Raw genomic sequence first — 21522 nt, 5'->3', positions numbered from 1 at the left:
GCCCGCCGCGCCCGCCGGGCGGGACGCCTAGCCTCCCGCCAGCGGCGGGATGATCTCGACGCGGCTGCCGGGCGCGAGCGCGACGTCGTCCGGCGGCGTCGCGCGGGGCACCTGCTCGCCGTCGACGAGGAACAGGTGGTAGGGCAGCAGGTCGCCGGCCGGGGAGTACAGCCGGTAGCCAGCCTCCGGGTGCGAGCGCACGAACGTCTCCAGGAGCTCGCGCAGGGTGGCCGCGGGCATCTCCGAGCGCACCTTGCCGGAGGTCACGTTGTGCCAGCTGCCGGGGACGATGAGATGGGGCATGGGGCATCCTCACGGGTCGCGGACGCATCGGAAACCACTGGCGAAGCAGGCCCATCCGGTCGGGTCGCCGTGCAGGCGCTCGCTGGTCCGGGCCTGGTAGCGCAGGTTCATCCAGGAGCCGCCGCGGATGACGCGGAAGCGGTCCATCACGCTCAGGAGCGACGCGTCGCAGTCGGGCGAGGGGCCGTAGAGCCGGCTCGGCGAGGCCGTCCACTCGTAGACGTTGCCCGCCATGTCCGACACCCCGTAGGGGCTGTCGCCGTGCGGCCCGAAACTGCCGACCGGGGTGGTCAACGGGATCGGGCCCCGGTCGCCGTGGAGCGACCTCCACCACGCGCGCCATTCGGCGGCGCTCCGGGCGGCGTCGCCCAGGCGCAGCTCGGTGGTGTTGGTCCGCTCGCGCGACCACTCGTCGCCCCACGGCCACAGCCGGTACTCGGGGCCGCGCGCGGCCAGCTCCCACTCCGCCTCCGTCGGCAGCCGCCCGCCCGCCCACGCGGCGAAGGCCTCGGCGTCCTCGACCGCGATGTGGACGGCGGGATGGTCGTCCGGCGGGGTGTAGCCGGTGTCCCGCCCGGCCGGACTGCGCCAGCACGCGCCGGGGGTCCCCTCCCAGTAGTCCGCCCCGTAGACCAGGCTCCAGCCGCGGCGCTCGGCGACCGTCCGGTAGCCGGTGCCCTCCACGAAGGCCGCGTACCGGCCGACGGTGACCGGGTGGCGGTCGATCACGAACGGCGCGACCTCCACGAGGGTCTGCGGGGTCTCGTCGCGGAACCAGGGCGTGGGGAAGGGCTGGTCCTGCTCCGCCAGCCAGTCCAGCACCCACTCCGGCGATCCGAGCCGGAAGGCCGCCCCCTCGACGAGGACCGGCTCCCCGGCCTGCACGCCGCCGCGCGTCGCCGTCTCGTGGTCTGCCACAGCGCCATCCCGTAGACGATGGTTCTCATCGAGCAGAAACTATATAAACATATAGCACTGTAGGGCCGTCCGTGCCACGGTTCACCGCCCGATCCCGCGGTAGCCGAACCCGAGTCCGCGCAGCCGCCGGACGGTCTCCGCCGGGTAGTGCATGCGCCCGTCGAAGACCAGGCACGGCATCGCGACCAGCCCCCGCAGCCGTTCCAGGTCGATGCGGCGGAACTGCCGGTGGCCGGCGAGGAAGGCGACGGAGTCGGCGCCCTCCACCGCCTGTTCGAGGTCGTCGGCGGGGGAGCCGCCCACCTCCGACCGGATCCGCTCCTTCGCCGCGAGGGGGTCGAAGACCCGCACCTCCGCGCCGGCGGCCTGGAGGGCCCGGACCACCCCCCGGGCGGGGGTGTTGCGCAGGTCGCCGGTGTCGTTCTTGAACGCGGCGCCGAGGACGGCGATCCTCGCCGTAGCCAGGTCCTTGCCCATCTTGGCGAGGCCGTCCCTGATGACCTCGTAGGCGTACTCGGGCATGGCGTCGTTGACGTGCCGCGCCGTCTCGACCGTCCGCAGCCGGACGCCGCGGTCGCGCGCCGTGCGCCAGGTCATCCACGGGTCCTTGGTCAGGCACGGCCCGCCGACGCCCGCGCCGGGCCGCAGGATGTTGACCCGCCCGTCCCCCTTGGGCAGCGAGTTCGCCGCGGCGATGACCTCCATGACGTCGACCTCGAACAGCGCGCAGAACCGGGCCAGCTCGTTGGCCATCGCGACGTTCGCGTCGATCCACCAGTTGTTGGCCAGCTTGACGATCTCGGCGATGTCGGCCGTGGGCACGATCCGGACGGGCACGCCCAGCGCCGCCCTCCAGAACCGGGCCGCGGCCGCCGTGCTGCCGGGGCCGCAGCCGCCGACGACGACCGCCAGCTCGCGCAGCTGGGCCAGCGCGTCCCCCTCCGCCAGCCGTTCCGGGCAGTAGGCGAGGCCGAAGTCCCGGCCCTCCACCAGACCGCCGCTCTCCAGCAGCGGGACGACCAGGGTGCGGGTGGTCCCGGGGGCGACGGTGCTCTTCAGGATGACCAGCTGGCCGGCCCGGAGCCGGAGCGCGAGCTGCCGGCACACCTCCTCCAGCTGCGCGGTCAGCAGGGCGCCGTTCCCGTCGACGGGCGTGCCCACCGTGATGAGCACGACGTCGGCGTCCCCGAGGGCGCCGTAGTCGGTGGTGCACTCCAGGCGCGCGTGCGCCATCAGCGGCGCCAGCGCCTCGGCCAGCCCGGGCTCGGGGATCGGGCAGCGTCCGGCGCGCAGCTCGGCGATCAGCGACGCGTCGCTGTCGATGCCGACGACGCGCATACCGCGCTCGGCCAGGGCCACTCCGAGGCACGAGCCGATGTAGCCGAACCCCAGGATCGCGATCCGCGGGCTGGGAGAATCTGACAAGAATTCCATGATCGCCTTCCTCGTCGTTCTCCGCGCCGTCGACGGTGGCCCGGGCGGGCGTGCGCGCGGCCGCTGGACGGCGCCGGTCGGCTCCGGCATCGCGGACCTAGTTGCAATATATTACTGAAGTGATGATGCCCCCGGCTGGCCTGCGAGGCCACCGGTTCCTCTGGCTTCGCCGCCCGTCTTCAGGGATCTCCTGGACATGGTCATTGGAGTCGTCCGATCACTTGCTATATGATAGTTAAGTGAGTGACCTCGCGCTCGTGACCTCCGGAACGGGAGATGGTGACCGAGGAACGCCCTGCCGGCGTCGACCTGTCCTCGCTGGCGCAGCGCCATGTCGACCAGTGGGCCCCCGCGGGCGGACGCGGCCCCTCGATCGGCCGGCTGGCCCGTACCGCCGTCCGGCTGGACGAGGACTACTGCCGGGCCGTGGCGGCGTACTACGACCGCGCGCCCCTGCGCGGCGGCGACGCGGGGCTGCACCGGCGCTACGACCGGTTGAAGCGGCAGAACCTCCGCCAGTTCCGGTCGATCGTCGAGGCCGGCATCGAGATCGTCCCGTGGCTCGGAGAGGGGCAGCCCTACGGCGGATCGCGGGACCTTCGCGAGAGCGTGCTGCGGACCGGGCGGCTCCACGTCTACCTGACCAGCTCAGGCCACGGGCCGTCGCCGGCGTCCGGCGACCACCCGCTGGCCGGGCCGTCGGGCGTCGTGGTCGACGGCGTGGAGTTCTGCCACAACGACCTGTTCCGGGCCGTGCACGACATCTTCGGGCACGTGATGCTCGGCAACGGATTCGGCCCCATGGGGGAGTTCCTCGCGGCCTTCTGCCACATGCACACGTACTCGCGGGACGTGCATCCGATCCTGTTCACCGAGCAGATCGGTCAGATCTGCTGGTTCTTCTACGGCCCGCACCTGCTGGACGGCGCGGGCGGCCTGCCGACCGCCGGCGAACCCGGCCACCTGCCGCCGGCCCGCCGCCCGTACCCGGAGCAGAAGGTCTTCGCGTTCCCGGTGCGATTCCTCGACGCGTTCACGAGCCTGTTCCAGTCTGAGAGGAGTCCGGATGACTGACGTGATGCCGCAAGGAGGGGGATCTCCGGCACGGCTCGCGGACCAGGCGTTCCTTCCCCGATCCATCAGGGACGACTTCCCGATCCTGGCGACCGGGCGGGGCGGCGAGCCGCTCGTCTACCTCGACAACGCCGCGACGGCGCAGAAGCCGCAGGCGGTCCTCGACGCGCTCGTCGACTACTACTCGACGGCCAACAGCAACGTGGGCCGCGGGTACTACCGGCTGAGCATGGCCTCCACCGACCGCTACGAGGAGGCGCGCGAGACGGTGCGGCAGGCGCTCGGCGCCGAGCACGCCGACGAGATCGTGTTCACCCGGGGCACCACGGACGCGGTGAACCTGATCGCGGACGGCTTCGGCGCCCGGACGGTCGGCCGGGGGGACCAGGTCGTCGTCACCGGCATGGAGCACAACTCCAACCTGCTGCCGTGGCGGCGGCTCTGCGAACGGGCGGGAGCGGAGCTGGTGGTCGCCCCCGTCGACGAGCGGGGCGCCGTCGACGCCGCGGCCTTCGCCGCCGTGCTCGGCCCCCGCGTCCGGCTCGCCGCCGTCGCCCACGTGTCCAACGTGCTCGGCACCGTCAACCCGGTGCGCGCGATGATCGCCGAGGCGCACCGGCGCGGTGTCCCGGTCGTCGTGGACGGCGCCCAGGCGGTGCCGCACGCGCCGGTGGACGTGCGCGGGCTCGGCGCCGACTTCTACTGCTTCTCGGGGCACAAGGCCTACGGCCCCATGGGCATCGGGGCGCTGTACGGCAGGCGGGAGCTGCTCGCGGAGCTGCCGCCCTACCAGGTCGGCGGGGGGACGGTGAAGGGCGTGAGCCACACCGAGCCCGTCCGCTACGTCCCCGGGCCCGCCCGGTTCGAGGCGGGCACCCCGAACGTCGCGGGGGCCGTCGGCCTGGCCGCCGCGCTGCGGTACGTCCGCGACCTCGGCTGGGACGCCGTGCGGCGGCATGACGAGGCGCTGGTGCGGCACGCGGTCGAGGCGCTGCGGCGGATCGACGGCGTCCGGGTGGTCGGCGACCCCGCCGCCGCGCCCAGCGGGATCGTGTCCTTCGTCGTCGACGGCGTCCACCCCTACGACGTCGGCGGCCATCTGGACGGCCACGGCGTGGCCGTGCGCAGCGGCGTGCACTGCGCGAGCACCTTCCTGGACGAGCTGGGCCTGCTCGGGACCGTGCGGATGTCGTTCGCCGTGTACAACACCGCCGAGGAGATCGACGTCGTGGCCGGCGCCCTGCGCTCGGTGCGGCCCGGCACGTGGACCGCCGACCACCCGACGACGCGGTTCCTGTGACATGCGCTTCGACACCAGGCTGGTCCACCTCGGCCAGGAACCCGACGGCGTCACCGGGGACGTGGTGCCGCCCGTCCACGTCGCCGCGACCTTCGAGCGGCGGGTCCAGGACCCGTTGCGCTACTTCTACTCGCGCGGCGAGAACCCGACGCGCGAGGCCCTCGAACGCTGCCTGGCCGGGCTGGAGGACGCCCGCTTCGCCCTCGCCTTCGGGTCCGGGCAGGCGGCGGGGACGACCGCGCTCTCCCTGCTGCGCACCGGACGCAGGCTGATCGCCTCCGACGACGTGTACGGCGGCACCCGGTCGCTGTTCGCGCTGCTCGGGCGGTACGGCGTCACCGTGGACCACGTCGACCTCACCGACACGGGCGCGCTCGACGCGGCGCTCGGCGACGACGTGGACATGATCTGGGTGGAGGCGCCGACCAACCCGCTGCTGAAGGTCGCCGACCTCTCGGCGGTGTGCGAGCGCGCCCGGCGGGCCGGCGCCCGCGTCGTGGTCGACAACACCCTCGCCGGGCCGGCGCTCCAGCGGCCGCTGCGGTTCGGCGCCGACATCACCCTGTACAGCACCACCAAGTCGATCGCCGGCCACTCCGACGTCATCGGCGGCGCCCTCGTCTACGACGACGAGGACCTGCACCGCGAGCTGTCGTCCCACCGCACCACCACGGGGAGCGTGCCCGGCGGCTTCGACTGCTTCCTGGTGCATCGCGGGCTCAAGACGCTCTCGCTGCGCACGGCCCGGCAGGTCGGCAACGCGGAGGCGATCGCGGCCGCGCTGCGCGGGTGCGGGCGGGTCGGCGCCGTCCGCTATCCGGGGCTGCCCGACCACCCGCAGCACGAGGTGGCGGCCCGGCAGATGTCGGCGCCCGGGTCGATCCTGAGCTTCGAGTACCTCGGCGATCCGGAGAAGCTCCTGGACCGGGTGCGGCTGTACGCGTGCGCGGTCAGCCTCGGCGGCGTGCGCTCGCTCATCGAGTGCCCCGCCATGATGACCCACGCCTCCGTCCCCCGCGAGGTCCGGAGGCGGCTGGGCATCTCGGACAACCTCATTCGGGTGTCGGCGGGCATCGAGGACCCGGCCGATCTGGTGCGGGATCTGATGGACGCGCTCTGAACTGCGGAGGGATGGACAGATGAACGACCTGGCCGAAGGACGCCGGTCCGGTGGCGGCGGACCGCTGTGGCTGGACGGCGGGACCGCGACCGAACTGCAGCGCGCCGGCATGAGCGTCGACGGGCCGTGGTGGACCAACCGGGCCATGAACACCGAGGCCGACCGGACGCGCCTGCGCGACGTCCACCGGGGCTACCTGGGCGCCGGAGCACAGGTGATCACCGCCAACACCTTCCGGTGCAACCTGCGGGCGCTGAGCCGCCTCGGCCTGTTCGACGCCGGGCTGGCGTGGATGGTGCACGCCGCCGTCGGCGTGGCCGAGTCGGCGGTGCGCGCCTGCCAGGAGGAGCGGGCGCAGGACGCGGACCCTCCGCGGATCGCGGGCTCGGTGGGGCCCGTCGAGGACTGCTACCGGCCCGACCTGGTCCCCCCGGACGACGAGCTGCGGGCCGAGCACCGGTGGCTGGCGACGGAGCTGATGCGGGTGGGCGTGGACCTCGTCCTGATCGAGACGATGAACTCCGAGCGCGAGGCGCGCATCGCGCTGGAGGAGGTGCGGCGGGCGGGCGCCCGCGCCTGGGTCGGCTTCGTGTGCGACGCCGACGCCCGGCTGCTGTCCGGGGAGAAGCTGGCCGAGGCGGCCGCCGCCGTCGAACGGGACGGCGCCGGCGCCGTCCTCGTCAACTGCACCGGCCCCGCCGGCACCGAGGCGGCGCTGCGGGCGCTGCGGGACGCCTGCTCGGGCCCGATCGGCGCCTACCCCAACATCGAGGACCGCGACGGCATCCCCCGTTCGGCGCACGTCGACCGGCACGTGCCCGCCGCGCTGGGGCCGGACGAGTTCGCCGACCTGATCGCCCGCTGGGACGCGGAGTTCTCCCTCGACGTGGTCGGCGGCTGCTGCGGAACGACGCCGGACCACCTGGCCGCGGCCCGCGACCGGCTGCTCCGGAGCGGGCGATGAGGGTCCGCGGCGGCCCGCGCCGGGCGCGGACCGGCTCATGAGGATCCTCGTGACCGGCGGGGCCGGATTCGTCGGGTCCCACTACGTGCGCCGCCTCCTCGACCCGGAGCGGGCCGGAGGCGGCGCGCACCAGGTCACCGTGCTGGACAAGCTCACCTACGCCGGCAACCTGGCCAACCTCGACCCGGTGCGCCGGGCGCCGGGCTTCGCCTTCGTCCACGGGGACGTCGCGGACGCCGCGGTGGTCGACGAGCTCGTCGCCGGCCACGACGCGATCGTCCACTTCGCCGCGGAGTCCCATGTCGACCGGTCGATCCGGTGCGCGCAGGACTTCGTCGTCACCAACGTCCTCGGCACGCAGACGCTGCTGGAGGCGGCGCGGCGCCACGGCGCCGCCCCGTTCGTGCACGTCTCGACCGACGAGGTGTACGGGCCGATCGGGAGGGGGCGGTGGAGCGAGCGGGACCCGCTGGCGCCGAGCAACCCCTACGCGGCGTCCAAGGCCGCGGCCGACCTCATCGTGCTCGCCTGCCACCGGACGTTCGGGATGGACGTCCGGATCACCCGGGGCTCCAACACCTACGGCCCGTACCAGTTCCCCGAGAAGATCGTTCCGCTGTTCGTCACCGAGCTGCTCGACGGCGGGAAGGTGCCGCTGTACGGCGACGGCCTGCACGTCCGCGAGTGGCTCCACGTCGACGACCACTGCCGCGCGGTGCACCTGGCGCTGACCAGGGGGAGGGCGGGCGAGGTCTACAACGTCGGCGGCGTGCCGCTGGCCAACCGCGAGCTGACCGGCCGGCTGCTCGCCCAGTGCGGCGCGGGCTGGAACACGGTGTCGTACGTGGAGGACCGCAAGGGGCACGACCGGCGGTACGCGATGGACTGCGCGAAGGCCGCCGCCGAGCTCGGGTGGCGGCCGCGCCGGGACCTGATGGCCGGTCTCGCGGAGACCGTCGCCTGGTACCGCGACAACCGCGACTGGTGGGAGCCGCTCAGGATGCACGTGTCACGGGACGTGGAGGTGAACCGGTGACGGCCGCGGACATCGACCCGGCCGCCGTCAAGCAGGGGCAGCGGGCCTCCTGGGACGCCCTCAGCTCGAACTGGGAGGCGGTGCGGGAGAGGTTCGAGCTGGGCGCGGCCGCGGTGACGGAGCGGCTGCTCGACCTCGGCGGCGTGCGGGAGGGCCACGCGGTCCTCGACGTGGGGACCGGCCACGGGGAGCCCGCCCTGACGGCGGCCCGGCGGGTGGGGCCCGCCGGGCGGGTGACCGGCGTGGACATCTCCCCGTCGATGCTCGACCTGGCCCGGCGCCGGGCCGGGGGCATGCCCAACGTCGGGTTCGCCGAGGCGGACGTGGAGTCCATCGACCTGCCGGCGGCCTCGTTCGACGTCGTGCTCAGCCGCTGGGGGCTGATGTTCGCGGTGGACCGGGTCGCCGCGTTCCGCGGCCTCGCCCGGCTCCTGGTCCCGGGGGGCGTGCTCGCCGCGGCGGTCTGGGGCGAGGCGCCCAGCGCGCCGACGATCTCGCTGGGCTTCCGGGTGCTGAGCGAGCGGCTCGAACTGCCGCCCCCGCCGCCGGGCATGCCGGGCCCGTTCAGCATGGCCGACCCGGAGCGGCTCGCGGCCGAGGTCGCCGCGGCGGGGTTCGCCGACGTGTCGGTGACCGAGTTCGTCGTGCGGTTCCCGTTCGACTCCGTCGAGCAGTGCGTCGCCTTCACCAGGGCCGTGACGCCGCCGATGCTGCTGCGGAAGGTCGCGGAGCGCTTCGGGTCCGAGGACGACCCCGGCACGTGGCAGGCCTTCGCGGACGCCACCGAGCCCTACCGTTCCGGCGGCGGGCCGTTCACCCTGCCGTCGACGGCGCTGATCGTCCGGGCCGTCGTCCCCGCCCGGCCCTAGGCCGCCGGTCCTCGCGCCGGGGGCGGCGCCGTCAGGGTGCGGGCGGCGGGCAGCGGCGGGGGAGCACGACCCTGCCCGGAGCGTGCTCGAACGTCGACATCACCAGCCACTCGTCCAGCTCGGGGTCGTAGAGGTTCTGGAGGCCGAACTGCAGGACCTGCCAGAAGGTCGTCGGATCGCGCTGGTCGACGTAGACGTCGCCGAGCGCGATCGGGAACCTGAGGTACTTCCCCGGTGGAAGCTGCGGAAGGACGACGCCGACTCGCCAGTGGTTCACGTACCGCTGCGGTTCGCGCTGCAGGACCTCCCGCCCGACGAACCGCGCCGTCCTCAGCTTCCGGTTGAGGGCGCCGAGGTCGAACCCCGGGATCCGCGAGCACCGGTGGTCGCTGAGACCGGGCCATTTGTAGGTCAGGGTGTAGAGGGAGTTCTTGTAGATGAGGTTCGTGAACCAGATCGGGTACTGCGGGCCGCCCGCGACCATCTGGCTGTCCCCGTCTCTCCCCGTCCAGGTGAAGGGGACGGTGATGCCGAGATCCCGGACGATCCATTTCCCGGTCCCGTGGAAGTTCCGCGGGAGCTGGGGTGGGCGGGGACCGGCCGGAGAGGCGGCGTGAGCAGGCTCAAGAGCCGCCGGGACCACGACGATCGATCCGGCGAGCGCCCCCAGCGCGGCCGTCCGGCGCGCACGTGTCCAGTTCATGACTCTCCCGGGCGCCGCGTCGCGCGCGGGTTCCGGCGCGGCGTCTCGAACGCGGCGATCATCTTGCTCCTCCCCGGCGCCGGAAGGGCGAAGACCACAGGCAGGTCAGGGTCTGTTCTCGTCCCGGTGAGGCCGCGGCCGGCGCCGGGCCCTCACCGGTGGCCGGGCCCGGTCAGCCGGGCGGAACCCGGAGGGGCCGCCGGGGGAGCGGCCGCCGAGGGGCGGCCGGGTTCCTGACGTGGGGCCCGAGAGGAAAAGGCCGTGTCAAGGGCGAAGACCGCCGCTCGGCGGTACTTCGTAAATGTAGTTATTCGCCATAGTTGAGTGGTGTAAGCACTGCTTGTCTCTAGATCGGCCGGGCGTCCCCTCCGGCCGATCCCCCCGAGACCGGGCCCTCCGGCCCGCCTCCAGGAGGCAATGGTGCCCAGGAAACGCTGGACCACCGTGACCGCTGCGGCGGCCACCGGAACTCTCCTCGCCGCCGGCCTCGCGGTTCCCGGACGGGCCGAGCCGCCCCCTCCCCGCCCGCGGCCGCCGGGGGAGCGGACCGAACCGGCCGACAAGGACGCGCGACCGGGGCGGCTGGCCCCGACGAGCAGGCAGGTGGGCGCCGCCCGCGGCGTGACCGTGCGGTGGAACAAGCTCGGCACCCCCGCCACGGTGACCGATGCCGGGCCTCTGGCCGGCGGGCTGCCCGGGGATCCGGAGAAGGCCGCCCGCGCTTACCTGGCCGGGCACCGGGACCTGTTCGGACTCGACGCCGCCGCGGTCGGCGCCCTGGAGAAGGTGGCCGTCAACCCGGTCGGCGACGGCGCGGCCGTGCTGCTGCGCCAGCGGTTCGGCGCCCTGCCAGCCGGCTACGACGGGCTGGTGGCGGTCGGCGTTGCGGACGGCAAGGTCGTCTCGGTCACCTCCACCCTCTCCCGGGACGGCGCCGCCCCGGCGCCCGCCACGCTCTCCCGCGGGGACGCGGTCGCCGCGGCCGGGCGGGACGCGGGCATCTCCGCGTCGGCCGGCGAACCCGGCAAGGCGCGGCTCGTCGCGGTGCCCACGGCCGAGGGCGTCCGCAGCGCGTACCAGGTCACGCTCATGGACGCCTCCGGGGCGGAGCCGAAGGCCGTCACGTCCTACGTCGACGCCCGGACCGGCTCGGTGCTCGTGCGGGAGAACCTCGTCGACCACGACAGCGACGACCCGCGCTGGGCGGTGTTCCCGGCGACCCCGTCCGGCGACTACTCCTCCCGCGACACCCGGGAGACCTGGTGCTTCGCGCCCGCGGCGGGGTGCCGCCCCGTCGGCGGCGACCCCTCCAGCGGGCGGCCCTGGGACCTCGACCCGGCGACCGGCGCGCCGAGCACGACGACCGTGGGCAACGCGGCGAGGGCGCACGAGAACCGCGCGAGCAGCGACCCCTTCACGGTCGGGACCCGCACCGGCGCGCCGAAGCCCGACCGGAACTACACCTATCCGTGGACCAACCAGTGGTACACGGGCAAGTGCGACCCCGCGACGCTGGACAGCCCGCAGGAAGCGGACCTGGAAGCGGCCATGTCCAACCTGTTCGTCCAGCACAACCGGATGCACGACTGGTCCTACCGGCTCGGCTTCACCGAGTCGGCCTGGAACATGCAGGCCGACAACGGTGAGCGCGGCGGCCTCGGCGGCGACCCCGAGCAGGGCAACGCGCAGGCCGGGGCGCGGTTCCCGACCGTCCGCGACAACGCCAACCAGATCACCCCGCCCGACGGGACGCCCGCCATCACCAACATGTACCTGTGGCAGCCGATCGCGGGCTCGTTCTACCCGCCGTGCGTCGACGGCGACTTCGACATGAGCGTCATCGGGCACGAGTACACCCACGCCATCTCCGGCCGCATGATCGCCGGTCCGGACGCCGGGTGGAGCGGGCCGCAGGCGGGCGCCATGAACGAGAGCACCTCCGACCTGCTCGCCATGGAGTACCTCAACGAGTACGGGCTGCGCCAGCCCGGCCGCACGCCGTACGTCATCGGCGGGTACGTGACCGGCGACCGGCGCGCCGGGATCCGCAACTACGACATGAGCCGGAGCCCCCTGAACTACGCCGACCTCGGGTACGACCTCGTCGGCACGCAGGTCCACGCCGACGGCGAGATCTGGACCGCCACCCAGTTCGACCTCCGGGAGGCGTTCGTCCGGCGGTACGGCGACGGCAGTGCGGCGTCGCAGCGCACGTGCGCCGACGGGGCGGTGCCGGTGGCGAAGTGCCCGGGCAACCGGCGGTGGGCGCAGGTGTCGTTCGACGCGCTGCTGCTCATGGCCAGCGGCGCGGTGAGCTACGTCGACCACCGCGACGCCCTGCTGGCGGCCGACACCCTCCGCTTCGGCGGCAGGGACCACGAGATGATGTGGAAGGTCTTCGCCGAGCACGGCCTCGGAGAGGACGCGGCGAGCAACGGCCCCGCCGACGCCGACCCGGCGCCGAGCTTCGCCTCGCCCCTGTCGCGCAACGCCCGCGTCCGGCTGACGCCCCTCGGGGACGCCAGGGGCGGCAAGGTGCGCCTGTACGTGGGCGACTACGAGGCCCGCGCGGTCCCCGTCGCCGACACCGACCCGGCGACCCCGCTCGGCGACACCGTCGCGCTCACCCCCGGCCGGTACTCCTTCGTCGCGGTGGGCGCGGGCTTCGGGCACCGGAGGTTCACCGCCGCGATCGGCGCGTCGCAGCGGACCCTGCCGGTCGCCATGTCCCGCAACCAGGCCGCGGGCGCCAACGGCGCGACGGCGACCGGTGACGGCGTCTCCCAGGCCGCGCTTCTGGACGAGACGGAGACGACCGACTGGCAGTCGGTGACGGCGCCGGTCGCCGGGCGCCAGGTGACCGTCGACCTGGCCGGGGACCGCCCGGTCAGGGTCGGCCGGGTGCAGGTCAGCGCGATGCTGCGGCCGTCGGCGGCGGGCGACCCGGAAGGCCCGGGCGGCACCCAGAACCGGTTCACGGCGCTGCGCGCCTTCCGGCTGCTGGCCTGCGACGCGTCCAAGGCCGACTGCGGCCAGGCGGCCTCGTACCGCACCGTCTACACCAGCCCGTCCGACGCCTTCCCGGCGGACCGGCCGCGGCCCACGGCGCCCGACCTGATCCTGCGCTCGTTCGACGTGCGGGACGTCGCCGCGACGCACCTGCGGCTCGAAGTGGTCTCCAGCCAGTGCACCGGAGCCCCGGCCTACGCGGGCGAGCAGGACGCCGATCCGCGGTCGGCCACCGACTGCGGCACCGCGAGCCCGAGCGCCGGCATCGTCCGGACCGCCGAGCTCCAGGCGTTCGCCCGGTAGGCGGCACGGCCGGGCGGGGGCGGAGAGCATCCGCCCCCGCTTCGCCATGCGCGGGGGCCGGGGGTTGGCAATGCCTGCCAGGGGCTTGTCTCCGCGTGCCGGGCCCCGGGTGGTCCGGTTGACGGCGCGGGACGGCGGCGCGACCTTAAAAAGAAAAGTTTCCTTATAGTTGGCCTCCGGGCCCGCCCCCTCCAGGTACGCCGTACCTCCCCCGCCAAGGAGAAGCAGGATGCCGAGGAAGACCAGCCTCGCCGTGGCCGCCGCCGTGACCGCCGGGCTGCCGCTGGCGCTCGCCGTGCCGGCGTGGTCCCACGGGTACACCACCTCGCCCCCGAGCCGCAGCTACCTGTGCGGGACGCACCAGGTCCGCAACTGCGGCCAGATCCAGTGGGACCCGGACGGCGTCGAGGGGCCGAAGGGGTTCCCGCAGCGCGGCCCGGGCGACGGGAAGATCTGCGCGGGCGCCGACGGGCGCTGGGCGCCGCTCGACGACCAGCGCGGCGGGACCGGGTGGTCCGCGACCGGGGTGACGGCCGGCCAGTCGTTCAGCATCAGCTGGCAGTTCACCGCCGCGCACGCCACCACGTCCTTCCGCTACTTCCTCACCAAGGACGGCTGGGACGCCACCAGGCCGCTGACCCGCGACGCCCTCGACCTCACCCCGTTCCTCCAGCAGAACTACAACGGGCGGCCGCCGTCCGGCCAGACCGTCCACACCGGGACGCTCCCGCAGCGGCACGGCCGGCACCTGCTGCTCGCCGTGTGGGACATCGCCGACACCGGCAACGCCTTCTACCAGTGCTCTGACCTCGACTTCGGCTGATCCGCGCGAAGCCGGCAGGCCCGCGGCGGGCGCGCCTCCCCGCCGCGGGCCCGCCGGTGTTGTCACCGGGTAACACCCCCGGATACCGTGCTGCCATGACGAGTGCGGCGGGCCGGCCGGGGCCCGGACCACGGCGCGACCCCGGCCGCCGCCGCGCCCTGCTGGAGGCGGCCGACCGGGTCATCCAGCGCGAGGGCCCCGAGGCGTCCATGGCCGCGATCGCCGCCGAGGCGGGGATCAGCAAGCCGATCCTGTACCGCCACTTCGGCGACAAGAGCGGCCTCTACCAGGCGCTCGCCGAGCGGCACACGCGCAAGCTGATCGAGGGGATCCGGGACGAGTTCTCCCGCGGCGACCCGATCCGCGACCGCACCCGCTCCACCATCGACACCTACCTGGCGACGATCTCCAAGAACCTCAACCTCTACCGGTTCCTCATGCACCGGGCGAGCGCCGAGGACACGGCCACGCACAGCGCCATGAGCACCATGATCCGGGACGTGAGCCGGGAGCTGGCCGAGGTGATGATCGCCGAGGGGGAGATGGCGGACCGGACCCGCGCCTACGTGTGGGGGCACGCGATCGTCGGCATGGTGCAGACGGCCGGCGACTGGTGGCTCGACCACGCCGGCGACGTGCCGCGCGAGGCCGTCGTGGACGGCCTCGTCGACCTCGTCCTCGGCGGGCTGCCCGCCGCCGCCTCCGAAGCCCGCGCCCCCCGGCCGCCCGGCGATCCGCGCCCCCCGAGGTGACCGTGCCCGCCCGGGCGCGGTGTCCGGGGCGGCCGGGCGCCGCATCCCCACGGACGCGGGGAGGGGACGCGCCTACGGCCGTGCCCGCCCCCGTCCTCCGGCGCCCGGCCCCCGCGGGCGGGGCCGTCGCGCCGGCGCCGTCGGCGAAGTGGCAGGCCACCGCCTGGGGCAGCCCGCCCCGCGGGACGAGCGCGGGCGCCTCCCGCTCGCAGACGTCCGCGGCCATGTAGCAGCGGGTCCGGAACCGGCACCCGCTGGGCGGCTCGGCCGCCGACGGCACCTCCCCGCGCAGCACGATCTCACTCGCCTCGTCGTCCGGCCGGTCGCGGACGGACGGCGCCGCCGACAGCAGCGCCCGCGTGTAGGGGTGCTGGGGGTCGCCGAACACCTCGTCGGCCGGACCCTGCTCCACGATCGTCCCGAGGTACATCACGGCGACGTCGTGGGCGATGTGTCGGACGACGTCGAGGTCGTGGGAGATGAACAGGTACGCCACGCCCAGCTCGGACTGCAGGTCGGCCAGCAGGTTGAGGATCTGCGCGCGGACCGACACGTCCAGCGCGGACACCGCCTCGTCGCACACCAGGAGCTTCGGCCGCAGCGCCAGGGCGCGGGCGATGGCGACGCGCTGGCACTGGCCGCCCGACAGCTGGTGCAGGTGCCGGGGGCCGTGCTCGGGGCTCAGGCCCACGAGATCGAGGAGCCGGGCGACCTCGGCGTCCTCCCGGTCGCGCGGCACGATCCCCGAGTGGACCCGCCAGCCCTCGGCGACGACCTCGGCGACGGTCATCCTCGGGTTCAGCGACGTGTAGGGGTCCTGGAAGACCATCTGCAGGTCGCGGCTCATCCGGCGCCGCCGCCGCGGCGGGACGGACGCCAGGTCCGCGCCCGCGAACTCGATCGACCCGGCGAACGCGGGGCGCAGCCCCACCACGGCCCGCGCCAGCGTCGACTTGCCGCAGCCCGACTCGCCGACGACGCCGAGCGTCCGCCCGGCCCGCACGGTCAGGTCGAGCCCGGCGACGACGGGCACCCGCCGCCGCCCGAAGCCGTGGCGGCCGGGACGCTCGTACCCCGCCTCCAGGCCGCTGACCTTGAGCACGACCTCGGTGTCCTGCGCGGTGGCCGTCATCGGGGCTCCTCGCTGTGCTGGGAGGCGACGACCTCCGCGGAGTGATGGCAGGCGACGGCGCGGTCGCCGTCCCCGGTGAGCGGCGGGTCCTCGGTGCGGCACCGGTCGGTCGCGAAGGGGCAGCGCGGGTGGAACGCGCAGCCGCCGGGGCGGTCGCGCGGGTCCGGCGGGACGCCGTCGATCGGCTTGAGGCGCCCGCCGGACCCGGCGTCCGGCATGGCCTCCAGCAGGCCGAGCGTGTAGGGGTGGGCGGGACGCGTGTAGACGGCGTCCAGCGGGCCCCGCTCCACGATCCGCCCGGCGTACATGACCGCGACGTCCTGCGCGACCCGCGCCACCACGCCGAGGTCGTGCGAGACCAGCAGCGTCGCGAGGTCCGCCTCGCGCTGCCGCCGCGCGAGCAGCCGCAGGATCTGCGCCTGCACGGTGACGTCGAGCGCGGTGGTGGGCTCGTCGGCGAGCAGCACCGACGGCCCGAGCGCCAGCGCCATCGCGATCACCGCGCGCTGCCGCATGCCGCCGGAGAACTCGTGCGGATGGTCGCCGTAGCGGGACTCGGCGGCGGCGATGCCGACCTCGCGCATCAGCGCGACCGCCCGCTCCCGCGCCTCCCGCCGGCCGAGGCCGAGGCGCCGCCGGAAGGGCTCGGCGATCTGGGGCCCGACGGCGAAGCCGGGGTTCAGCGCCGCCATCGGATCCTGGAAGATCATCGCGACGCGGCTGCCGCGGGTCTCGCGCCAGCGGCGGGCGGAGAACCCGCCCGTGTCCTCGCCGTCCAGGACGACGGAGCCCGAGGTGACCTGGGCGCCGGGCGGCAGCAGCCCGATGAGCGCGAGCGAGGTCAGGCTCTTGCCGCTGCCCGACTCGCCCACCAGGGCGAGGACGCGGCCGCGCCGCAGCCGCAGGTCGACCCCCCGCACGACCGGCGTGACCCGCCGGCCGGAGCGGAACCCGATGTGCACGTCGCGCAGCTCCGCGGCGACGTCCCCGGAGGCCGGGGCGTGCGCGTGATCGACGGCTGGAACGGTCATGTGCGCCTCCATGGGATGTGCGCCATCAGATCTGCGAGCGCGGGTCGGTCAGGTCGCGGAACGCGTCGCCCACGAGGCCGACGCCGGTGACGACGGCGGCCAGGGCGATCGCCGGCATCGTGGAGATCCACCAGGCCGAGCCGAGGTAGTCGCGGCCCGCCGAGACGGTCGCGCCCCACGAGGCCTGGTCCGGCGGGATGCCGAGGCCGAGGAAGCTCAGCGACGCCTCCGCCACCATCACCAGGCCGATCTGCACGGTCGCGGCGACCAGCAGCGGCTGCCAGCAGGACGGCAGCACGTGCCGGAACAGGATCCGCGCGTGCCCCGCGCCGAGCACCCGCGCCGAGTCGACGAACTCCAGGTCCCGGGTCGCGAGCGCGGACGCCCGCACCACCCGGGCGAAGATCACCCAGCGGGTCACCGCCAGCGTGATGACGATGTTGGTGACGCTCGGGCCGAGCACGCCCGCGATGAGGATGGCGAGGAGGATCGACGGGAACGCCAGCTGCACGTCCCCGAACCGGGACAGGACGCTGTCGGTCCAGCCGCCGAAGTAGCCGGACACGAGCCCCGCCACCAGGCCCACGGCGCCGCCGACGAGCACGGTGGCGGCGCCGACCAGCAGCGACACGCGGCTTCCGGCGAGCAGCGCGGTCAGCATGTCGCGCCCGACCTGGTCGGTGCCGAGCCACGCGATCGATCCGTCCCCGAGCCGGGACCCGGGGGACAGCAGCCGGTGCGGCAGGTCGGTCGCGGCCGGGTCGTAGGGCATCAGCATCGGCCCGAACACGGCCGCCAGGACGAACAGCCCGACGATTCCGAGGCCCGCCCACGCCCGGGCGGGCAGCCTCCTGCGCCGCCGGGCCGCGGGGACCGGGATCGCGGCGGGAGCGATGGCACTCATGCGTTCTCCGGGGTGAGTCGTGGATCAAGAGCGACGCACAGGACGTCCACGAGGAGGTTCAGCGCGATGTAGGAGACCGTGATCGTGACGATCGCGGCCTCGACGACGGCGTAGTCGCGGTTGGTGATCGCGTCCACCATCAGCGAGCCGATGCCCGGCCAGGAGAACACGACCTCGATGATCACCGCGTTGGCGATGAAGTTGCCCATCAGCAGCCCGAGGACGGTGACGACGGGCAGCGCGATGTTGCGCGCCACGTGCACGTACATCACGGCGCCCTCGCCGGTCCCCTTCGCGCGGGCGGTGCGGACGTAGTCCTTGCCGCTCTCCTCCAGGGCGCCGTTGCGGACGAGCCGGGCCAGCCATCCGACGAACGGCAGCGCCAGCGTCACCGAGGGCAGGATCACCGCCTCCGGGCCGCCGCCCGCCGTGCTCGGCAGCCAGTTCAGCTGCCGGGCGAACAGCAGGATCAGCACGATGCCGAGCCAGAACGACGGCACCGCCTGCCCGACCAGCGAGCCCGTGGAGACCAGCAGGTCGAGGATCTTGCCGGGCCGCCGCGCGCAGAGCATGCCGAGCGGGTAGCCGGCGGCGAGGGTGATGACCAGCGCGAGCACGGCGAGCGTCAGGGTGGCCGGGAACCGGTCCAGGACGGCGCCCATCGCGCCGCCGCCGAGCCGCCACGAGTCGCCGAAGTCGCCGCGCAGCACCTCGCCCATGTGCGCGAGGTACTGCCGCCACAGCGGCGCGTCCAGCCCGAAGTCGGCGCGGACGGAGGCGAGCTGCGCGGGGCTGGCGTCCGGCCCGAGGATCAGCGTCGCGGGGTCGCCGGGGACGACGCGCACGACGAGGAACACGACCGTGATGGCGCCCCACGCCACGATGAGCGCCTGACCGGCGCGCCTCAGCAGGAACCGTCCCATCAGCCGTCTCCGTTCGCGGTCCGCGACGAGTCGCGGACGACCAGTTCCGCGGGCAGCAGGGTCTGCCGCGGGGAGCCCGCGCCGGACTCGCCCGACATCCGTTCGAGGAGCCGGTCCACCGCGGCGGCGCCGACGCCCGCGGCCGGCAGCCGCACCGTGGTGAGCGGCGGCGCGAGGTAGGCGGCGAAGGGGTGGTCGCCGTGCCCGGCGACGCGGACGTCGCCGGGGACGCTCAGCCCGTGCTCGGTGAGCGCCCGGTACACGCCGAGCGCGAAGTAGTCGTTGCCGGCCAGGACGGCGGCCCCCGGCCCGACGCGGGCGGCGAGGTCGCGCCCTATCTCGTAGGAGTCCACCGGGTCCCACGGCTGCGAGCTGGCCTCGCGGCGCCGGGTCGGCACCTTCACCATGTGGTCGTCGCGGACCGCGATGCCGTGCTCGTCGAGCACCGACCGGAACCCCCGGACGCGTTCCGCCACGGGCGAGATGTCCAGGTCCTCCTCGACCAGGTACAGGTCGCGGGCGCCCCCGGCGACGAGGTGCTCGGTGGCGCGCCGCGCGCTGTCGTAGTAGTCGACGCCGACGAGGTCGGTGTCGAGCCCCGGCAGGTCGCGGTTGACCAGGACGACGGGCGTCCCGGACTTGCGGAGCCGGTCCCAGTGGTCGATCCCGTGCTGGACGGGCACCGCGAGGACGCCGTCCACGCCCCAGCGCATCAGCTCGTCCACGACGCGCCGCTCGTTGTCCACGCTGTCCTCGGTGACCATCAGCATCAGCGAGTAGCCGTGGACCCGGCCGCGCTCCTCGATCGCGCTGATCAGACGCGTGTAGAAGGGGTTGGACGGGTTGGTGATGACCAGCCCGAGGGTCATCGCGTTGCCCTGCACGAGGGACCGCGCCATGGTGTTCGGCACGTACCCGAGGCGTTCGGCCTCGGCACGCACCCGCTCGCGGGTCTCGGGGCTGACCGCGTCCTTGCCGGCCAGGGCGCGGGACACCGTGTTCACCGACAGGTCGAGGGCGGCGGCGATGTCCCGCAGGGTGGCCCTGCGGCGGGGTGTCATGGGGTCCTCCTGACCGTGGACAGGTCCGGCTGGTTGTTCGCGGCCGGGGTGAATCCGGTGAGCCCGGTCCGCAGCCCGTAGGCGGTGGTGAGCGCGGCGGGGAAGATCCCGACCGCGTCGTCCCAGATCGTCTTGCAGGCACGCGCGTACAGCTCCTCGCGCCGCCCGGAGTCGGCGGCCGCGCCGGCCTCGGCGAGCACCGCGTCGAGCCCGGGGTTGCGGTAGCCCATCCGGTCGGCCTTGGAGGTGTAGAGCCGCCCGAGGGTGAACGCGGCGTCGCCGGTCGTCACGGTGTTGGTCTGCAGCTCCATGTCCCAGTCGAGGGAGTTGAGGCGCTGCAGCCACTGCGCCTTCTCGATGCTCTGCGGTTTGACCTCGACCCCGATCCGCGCCCACGCCGAGATCATCGACTGCGCCAGTTCCCGGGCGAGGGGACCGGTGGCGTCGAACCACATCATCGTGGTCTCGAAGCCGTCCCCGTGGCCGGCGGCGCGCAGCGCCGCGCGGGCCGCGCCGGGGTCGTACCGGTACGGCGCCTGCTCGGCGTAGCCGAAGACGGTCGAGGGGATCGGCGCGCGCATCCGCTCGGCGCCCGCGCCGAACAGCTTCCCGACGATCTCCTCCATGTCGAGCGCCTGCCACATCGCCCGCCGGACCCGCGGGTCGGTGAACGGCTTGCGGCCGCAGTTGAACCACGTGAGGTAGTAGGTCCAGCTCGGCACGGTCTCGACCCTGACCCCGCGCCGCCCCCGCACCTCGCCGAGCTGGTCGGAGGGGACGGGCCACAGCAGGTCCAGGTCCCCGTTGCGCAGCGCCGTGATCGCGCTGGAGGTCTCGGCGATGAACGGCATCGAGATGCCGGGCAGCCCGGCGCGGCCTCCCCAGTACCCGTCGAACCGGGCCAGCTCCACGTTGGTCGACGGGGTGAACCCCGTGACGCGGAACGGGCCCGAGCCCACCGGGCGGCGCTTCTGCGCCGGGTCGGCCACGCGCCGGGCCGGCACGATGAACAGCAGTGTCAGGTTCACCGGCAGCGTGCCCATCGGGCCGTCCGTCACGAACGTGACCCGGTGGTCGCCGTCCGCCCGCGCGGACTTCACCGTGGCCCACAGCGCGGACTGCGCCGACTTCACGGCCTTGGTGCGCTCCACGCAGGCGACGACGTCCCGCGCGGTGAGCGGGCTCCCGTCGTGGAAGCGGACGCCGGGACGCAGGTCGAAGACCCACGTCGTGTCGTCCGTCCGCCGCCACGACGTCGCCAGGCCGGGCGCGAGGCGCCCGCCCTCGTAGCGGACGAGCGTGTCGAACACCAGCCGCTTGACGATCAGCGACGCCTCGTCGACCGCCGTCCCCGCGTTGTAGGGGTCGAGGTCGGTGACCGGCTGCCCGAACGCGGCGCGCAGCGACCCGTCCGGCGCGGCCGCCGCCCCCGGCACCGCGCAGCCGCCGAGGGCCACGGCGGAGGCGGCCAGGCCGGTCAGGGCGAGGAACTCGCGCCTGCGCACGTCCATGACGGCTCCTCTCAGCTCTTCAGCGCGAGGTAGATCATGACCTTCGCCGACGCCTCGCCGCCGGCCTCGCCCTCGACGGCGCCCTTCAGCCGCAGCCAGCCGCCGAAGCCGGACGACTCCCAGGTGACGAGGTCGCCGGTCACCTCCCGCTCGGGGTCGAGGTCGCACCAGTGCAGGCCGTCGGGGGAGACCTGCGTGGTGACCCGCATCAGGGTGCCGGTCCCGGTGCGCTCCAGCGTCCGGACGAACCAGCGGGCCTCCGCGGCCCACGCCACCTCGTACGGTTCCGTCGCGAAACCGCCCGCGAGGGTGCGGTTGCGCTCCAGTACCGCCGTGAACGACTCGCGCATGC

At 74.2% G+C, this 21522-nt stretch carries 19 protein-coding genes and 1 pseudogene; 9 read left to right on the top strand and 11 right to left on the bottom strand.

Translation table 11 applies throughout. The annotated features are described in order from the left end of the window. Positions 1-27: 27 nt before the first annotated feature. From ACQEU6_RS09645 to ACQEU6_RS09635, 3 genes are all read right to left on the bottom strand, one after another. Positions 28-303, bottom strand: a complete 276-nt coding sequence (locus ACQEU6_RS09645; protein WP_499330772.1) for a MoaD/ThiS family protein — start codon at positions 301-303, stop codon at positions 28-30. Positions 304-312: 9 nt separating this feature from the next. Next, complete coding sequence (locus ACQEU6_RS09640) at positions 313-1221, bottom strand: formylglycine-generating enzyme family protein (protein ID WP_499330771.1); 909 nt, start codon at positions 1219-1221, stop codon at positions 313-315. Positions 1222-1302: 81 nt separating this feature from the next. Then, complete coding sequence (locus tag ACQEU6_RS09635; protein ID WP_499330769.1) at positions 1303-2655, bottom strand: nucleotide sugar dehydrogenase; 1353 nt, start codon at positions 2653-2655, stop codon at positions 1303-1305. A 276-nt stretch (positions 2656-2931) separates the two neighbouring features. Here ACQEU6_RS09635 and ACQEU6_RS09630 point away from each other — a divergent pair, with 276 nt between their 5' ends. From ACQEU6_RS09630 to ACQEU6_RS09605, 6 genes are read left to right on the top strand one after another with little or no spacing between them, the layout of a single operon-like run. Beyond that, on the top strand, positions 2932-3729 hold the full coding sequence (locus tag ACQEU6_RS09630; protein WP_499330768.1) for a hypothetical protein: 798 nt from the start codon (positions 2932-2934) through the stop codon (positions 3727-3729). Continuing rightward, positions 3722-5029 (top strand): aminotransferase class V-fold PLP-dependent enzyme, encoded by a 1308-nt coding sequence (locus tag ACQEU6_RS09625; protein WP_499330767.1) that lies wholly within the window; start codon positions 3722-3724, stop codon positions 5027-5029. The genes ACQEU6_RS09630 and ACQEU6_RS09625 overlap by 8 nt, the downstream gene beginning before the upstream one ends. Position 5030: 1 nt before the next feature. Then, complete coding sequence (locus ACQEU6_RS09620) at positions 5031-6149, top strand: trans-sulfuration enzyme family protein (RefSeq protein ID WP_499330766.1); 1119 nt, start codon at positions 5031-5033, stop codon at positions 6147-6149. Positions 6150-6168: 19 nt separating this feature from the next. Continuing rightward, complete coding sequence (locus tag ACQEU6_RS09615) at positions 6169-7113, top strand: homocysteine S-methyltransferase family protein (RefSeq protein ID WP_499330764.1); 945 nt, start codon at positions 6169-6171, stop codon at positions 7111-7113. Positions 7114-7150: 37 nt separating this feature from the next. Then, the gene (gene rfbB / locus ACQEU6_RS09610; protein WP_499330763.1) at positions 7151-8149 is read left to right on the top strand and encodes a dTDP-glucose 4,6-dehydratase; all 999 of its coding nucleotides are present in this window, start codon (positions 7151-7153) and stop codon (positions 8147-8149) included. Next, positions 8146-9018: a class I SAM-dependent methyltransferase gene (locus ACQEU6_RS09605; protein ID WP_499330762.1), complete on the top strand. Its 873-nt coding sequence runs from the start codon at positions 8146-8148 to the stop codon at positions 9016-9018. The genes rfbB and ACQEU6_RS09605 overlap by 4 nt, the downstream gene beginning before the upstream one ends. 31 nt (positions 9019-9049) lie before the next feature. Here ACQEU6_RS09605 and ACQEU6_RS09600 read toward each other — a convergent pair whose 3' ends face one another. Then, the gene (locus tag ACQEU6_RS09600) at positions 9050-9721 is read right to left on the bottom strand and encodes a hypothetical protein (RefSeq protein WP_499330760.1); all 672 of its coding nucleotides are present in this window, start codon (positions 9719-9721) and stop codon (positions 9050-9052) included. A 444-nt stretch (positions 9722-10165) separates the two neighbouring features. Here ACQEU6_RS09600 and ACQEU6_RS09595 point away from each other — a divergent pair, with 444 nt between their 5' ends. From ACQEU6_RS09595 to ACQEU6_RS09585, 3 genes are all read left to right on the top strand, one after another. After that, on the top strand, positions 10166-13033 hold the full coding sequence (locus ACQEU6_RS09595; RefSeq protein WP_499330759.1) for a M36 family metallopeptidase: 2868 nt from the start codon (positions 10166-10168) through the stop codon (positions 13031-13033). Positions 13034-13262: 229 nt separating this feature from the next. Next, complete coding sequence (locus tag ACQEU6_RS09590; RefSeq protein ID WP_499330757.1) at positions 13263-13856, top strand: lytic polysaccharide monooxygenase auxiliary activity family 9 protein; 594 nt, start codon at positions 13263-13265, stop codon at positions 13854-13856. A gap of 95 nt (positions 13857-13951) precedes the next feature. Beyond that, on the top strand, positions 13952-14608 hold the full coding sequence (locus ACQEU6_RS09585) for a TetR family transcriptional regulator (protein ID WP_499330755.1): 657 nt from the start codon (positions 13952-13954) through the stop codon (positions 14606-14608). Between the two features lie 205 nt (positions 14609-14813). On the opposite strand, the pseudogene ACQEU6_RS09580 reads toward ACQEU6_RS09585, so the two are convergent. From ACQEU6_RS09580 to ACQEU6_RS09550, 7 genes and pseudogenes are all read right to left on the bottom strand, one after another. Then, positions 14814-15740: pseudogene (locus ACQEU6_RS09580) on the bottom strand (ABC transporter ATP-binding protein); the annotation flags it as partial. Then, positions 15737-16771, bottom strand: a complete 1035-nt coding sequence (locus ACQEU6_RS09575; RefSeq protein ID WP_499330754.1) for an ABC transporter ATP-binding protein — start codon at positions 16769-16771, stop codon at positions 15737-15739. The pseudogene ACQEU6_RS09580 and the gene ACQEU6_RS09575, both read right to left, overlap by 4 nt. A 25-nt stretch (positions 16772-16796) precedes the next feature. Next, positions 16797-17675, bottom strand: a complete 879-nt coding sequence (locus tag ACQEU6_RS09570; RefSeq protein WP_499330752.1) for an ABC transporter permease — start codon at positions 17673-17675, stop codon at positions 16797-16799. After that, a complete protein-coding gene (locus ACQEU6_RS09565; protein ID WP_499330751.1) occupies positions 17672-18598 on the bottom strand; it encodes an ABC transporter permease in 927 nt (308 codons plus the stop codon). The genes ACQEU6_RS09570 and ACQEU6_RS09565 overlap by 4 nt, the downstream gene beginning before the upstream one ends. After that, positions 18598-19659, bottom strand: coding sequence for a LacI family DNA-binding transcriptional regulator (locus ACQEU6_RS09560; protein ID WP_499330749.1), 1062 nt, complete (start codon positions 19657-19659; stop codon positions 18598-18600). The genes ACQEU6_RS09565 and ACQEU6_RS09560 overlap by 1 nt, the downstream gene beginning before the upstream one ends. Beyond that, positions 19656-21170, bottom strand: coding sequence for an ABC transporter substrate-binding protein (locus tag ACQEU6_RS09555; protein WP_499330747.1), 1515 nt, complete (start codon positions 21168-21170; stop codon positions 19656-19658). Before ACQEU6_RS09555 ends, ACQEU6_RS09560 begins: the two co-directional genes overlap by 4 nt. An 11-nt stretch (positions 21171-21181) precedes the next feature. After that, positions 21182-21520 carry a hypothetical protein gene (locus ACQEU6_RS09550; RefSeq protein ID WP_499330746.1) on the bottom strand — a complete coding sequence of 113 codons (339 nt, stop codon included), beginning with the start codon at positions 21518-21520 and terminating at the stop codon, positions 21182-21184. Positions 21521-21522: the final 2 nt, after the last annotated feature.

The sequence above is a fragment of the Spirillospora sp. CA-108201 genome (assembly GCF_050936235.1).
Taxonomy (GTDB): Bacteria; Actinomycetota; Actinomycetes; order Streptosporangiales; family Streptosporangiaceae; genus Spirillospora.
Note: the sequence above shows the minus strand (reverse complement) of the source record. Positions and strands in the feature narration are given on the sequence as shown.

What these genes read in the sequence shown, in the direction of transcription:
- ACQEU6_RS09560 (WP_499330749.1), bottom strand. Translation starts at nt 19,659, where the DNA reads ATGACACCCCGCCGCAGGGCCACCCTGCGGGACATCGCCGCCGCCCTC.
- ACQEU6_RS09620 (WP_499330766.1), top strand. Translation starts at nt 5,031, where the DNA reads ATGCGCTTCGACACCAGGCTGGTCCACCTCGGCCAGGAACCCGACGGC.
- ACQEU6_RS09565 (WP_499330751.1), bottom strand. Translation starts at nt 18,598, where the DNA reads ATGGGACGGTTCCTGCTGAGGCGCGCCGGTCAGGCGCTCATCGTGGCG.
- ACQEU6_RS09630 (WP_499330768.1), top strand. Translation starts at nt 2,932, where the DNA reads ATGGTGACCGAGGAACGCCCTGCCGGCGTCGACCTGTCCTCGCTGGCG.
- ACQEU6_RS09550 (WP_499330746.1), bottom strand. Translation starts at nt 21,520, where the DNA reads ATGCGCGAGTCGTTCACGGCGGTACTGGAGCGCAACCGCACCCTCGCG.
- rfbB (WP_499330763.1), top strand. Translation starts at nt 7,151, where the DNA reads ATGAGGATCCTCGTGACCGGCGGGGCCGGATTCGTCGGGTCCCACTAC.
- ACQEU6_RS09625 (WP_499330767.1), top strand. Translation starts at nt 3,722, where the DNA reads ATGACTGACGTGATGCCGCAAGGAGGGGGATCTCCGGCACGGCTCGCG.
- ACQEU6_RS09590 (WP_499330757.1), top strand. Translation starts at nt 13,263, where the DNA reads ATGCCGAGGAAGACCAGCCTCGCCGTGGCCGCCGCCGTGACCGCCGGG.
- ACQEU6_RS09570 (WP_499330752.1), bottom strand. Translation starts at nt 17,675, where the DNA reads ATGAGTGCCATCGCTCCCGCCGCGATCCCGGTCCCCGCGGCCCGGCGG.
- ACQEU6_RS09635 (WP_499330769.1), bottom strand. Translation starts at nt 2,655, where the DNA reads ATGGAATTCTTGTCAGATTCTCCCAGCCCGCGGATCGCGATCCTGGGG.
- ACQEU6_RS09555 (WP_499330747.1), bottom strand. Translation starts at nt 21,170, where the DNA reads ATGGACGTGCGCAGGCGCGAGTTCCTCGCCCTGACCGGCCTGGCCGCC.
- ACQEU6_RS09575 (WP_499330754.1), bottom strand. Translation starts at nt 16,771, where the DNA reads ATGACCGTTCCAGCCGTCGATCACGCGCACGCCCCGGCCTCCGGGGAC.
- ACQEU6_RS09615 (WP_499330764.1), top strand. Translation starts at nt 6,169, where the DNA reads ATGAACGACCTGGCCGAAGGACGCCGGTCCGGTGGCGGCGGACCGCTG.
- ACQEU6_RS09645 (WP_499330772.1), bottom strand. Translation starts at nt 303, where the DNA reads ATGCCCCATCTCATCGTCCCCGGCAGCTGGCACAACGTGACCTCCGGC.
- ACQEU6_RS09600 (WP_499330760.1), bottom strand. Translation starts at nt 9,721, where the DNA reads ATGAACTGGACACGTGCGCGCCGGACGGCCGCGCTGGGGGCGCTCGCC.
- ACQEU6_RS09585 (WP_499330755.1), top strand. Translation starts at nt 13,952, where the DNA reads ATGACGAGTGCGGCGGGCCGGCCGGGGCCCGGACCACGGCGCGACCCC.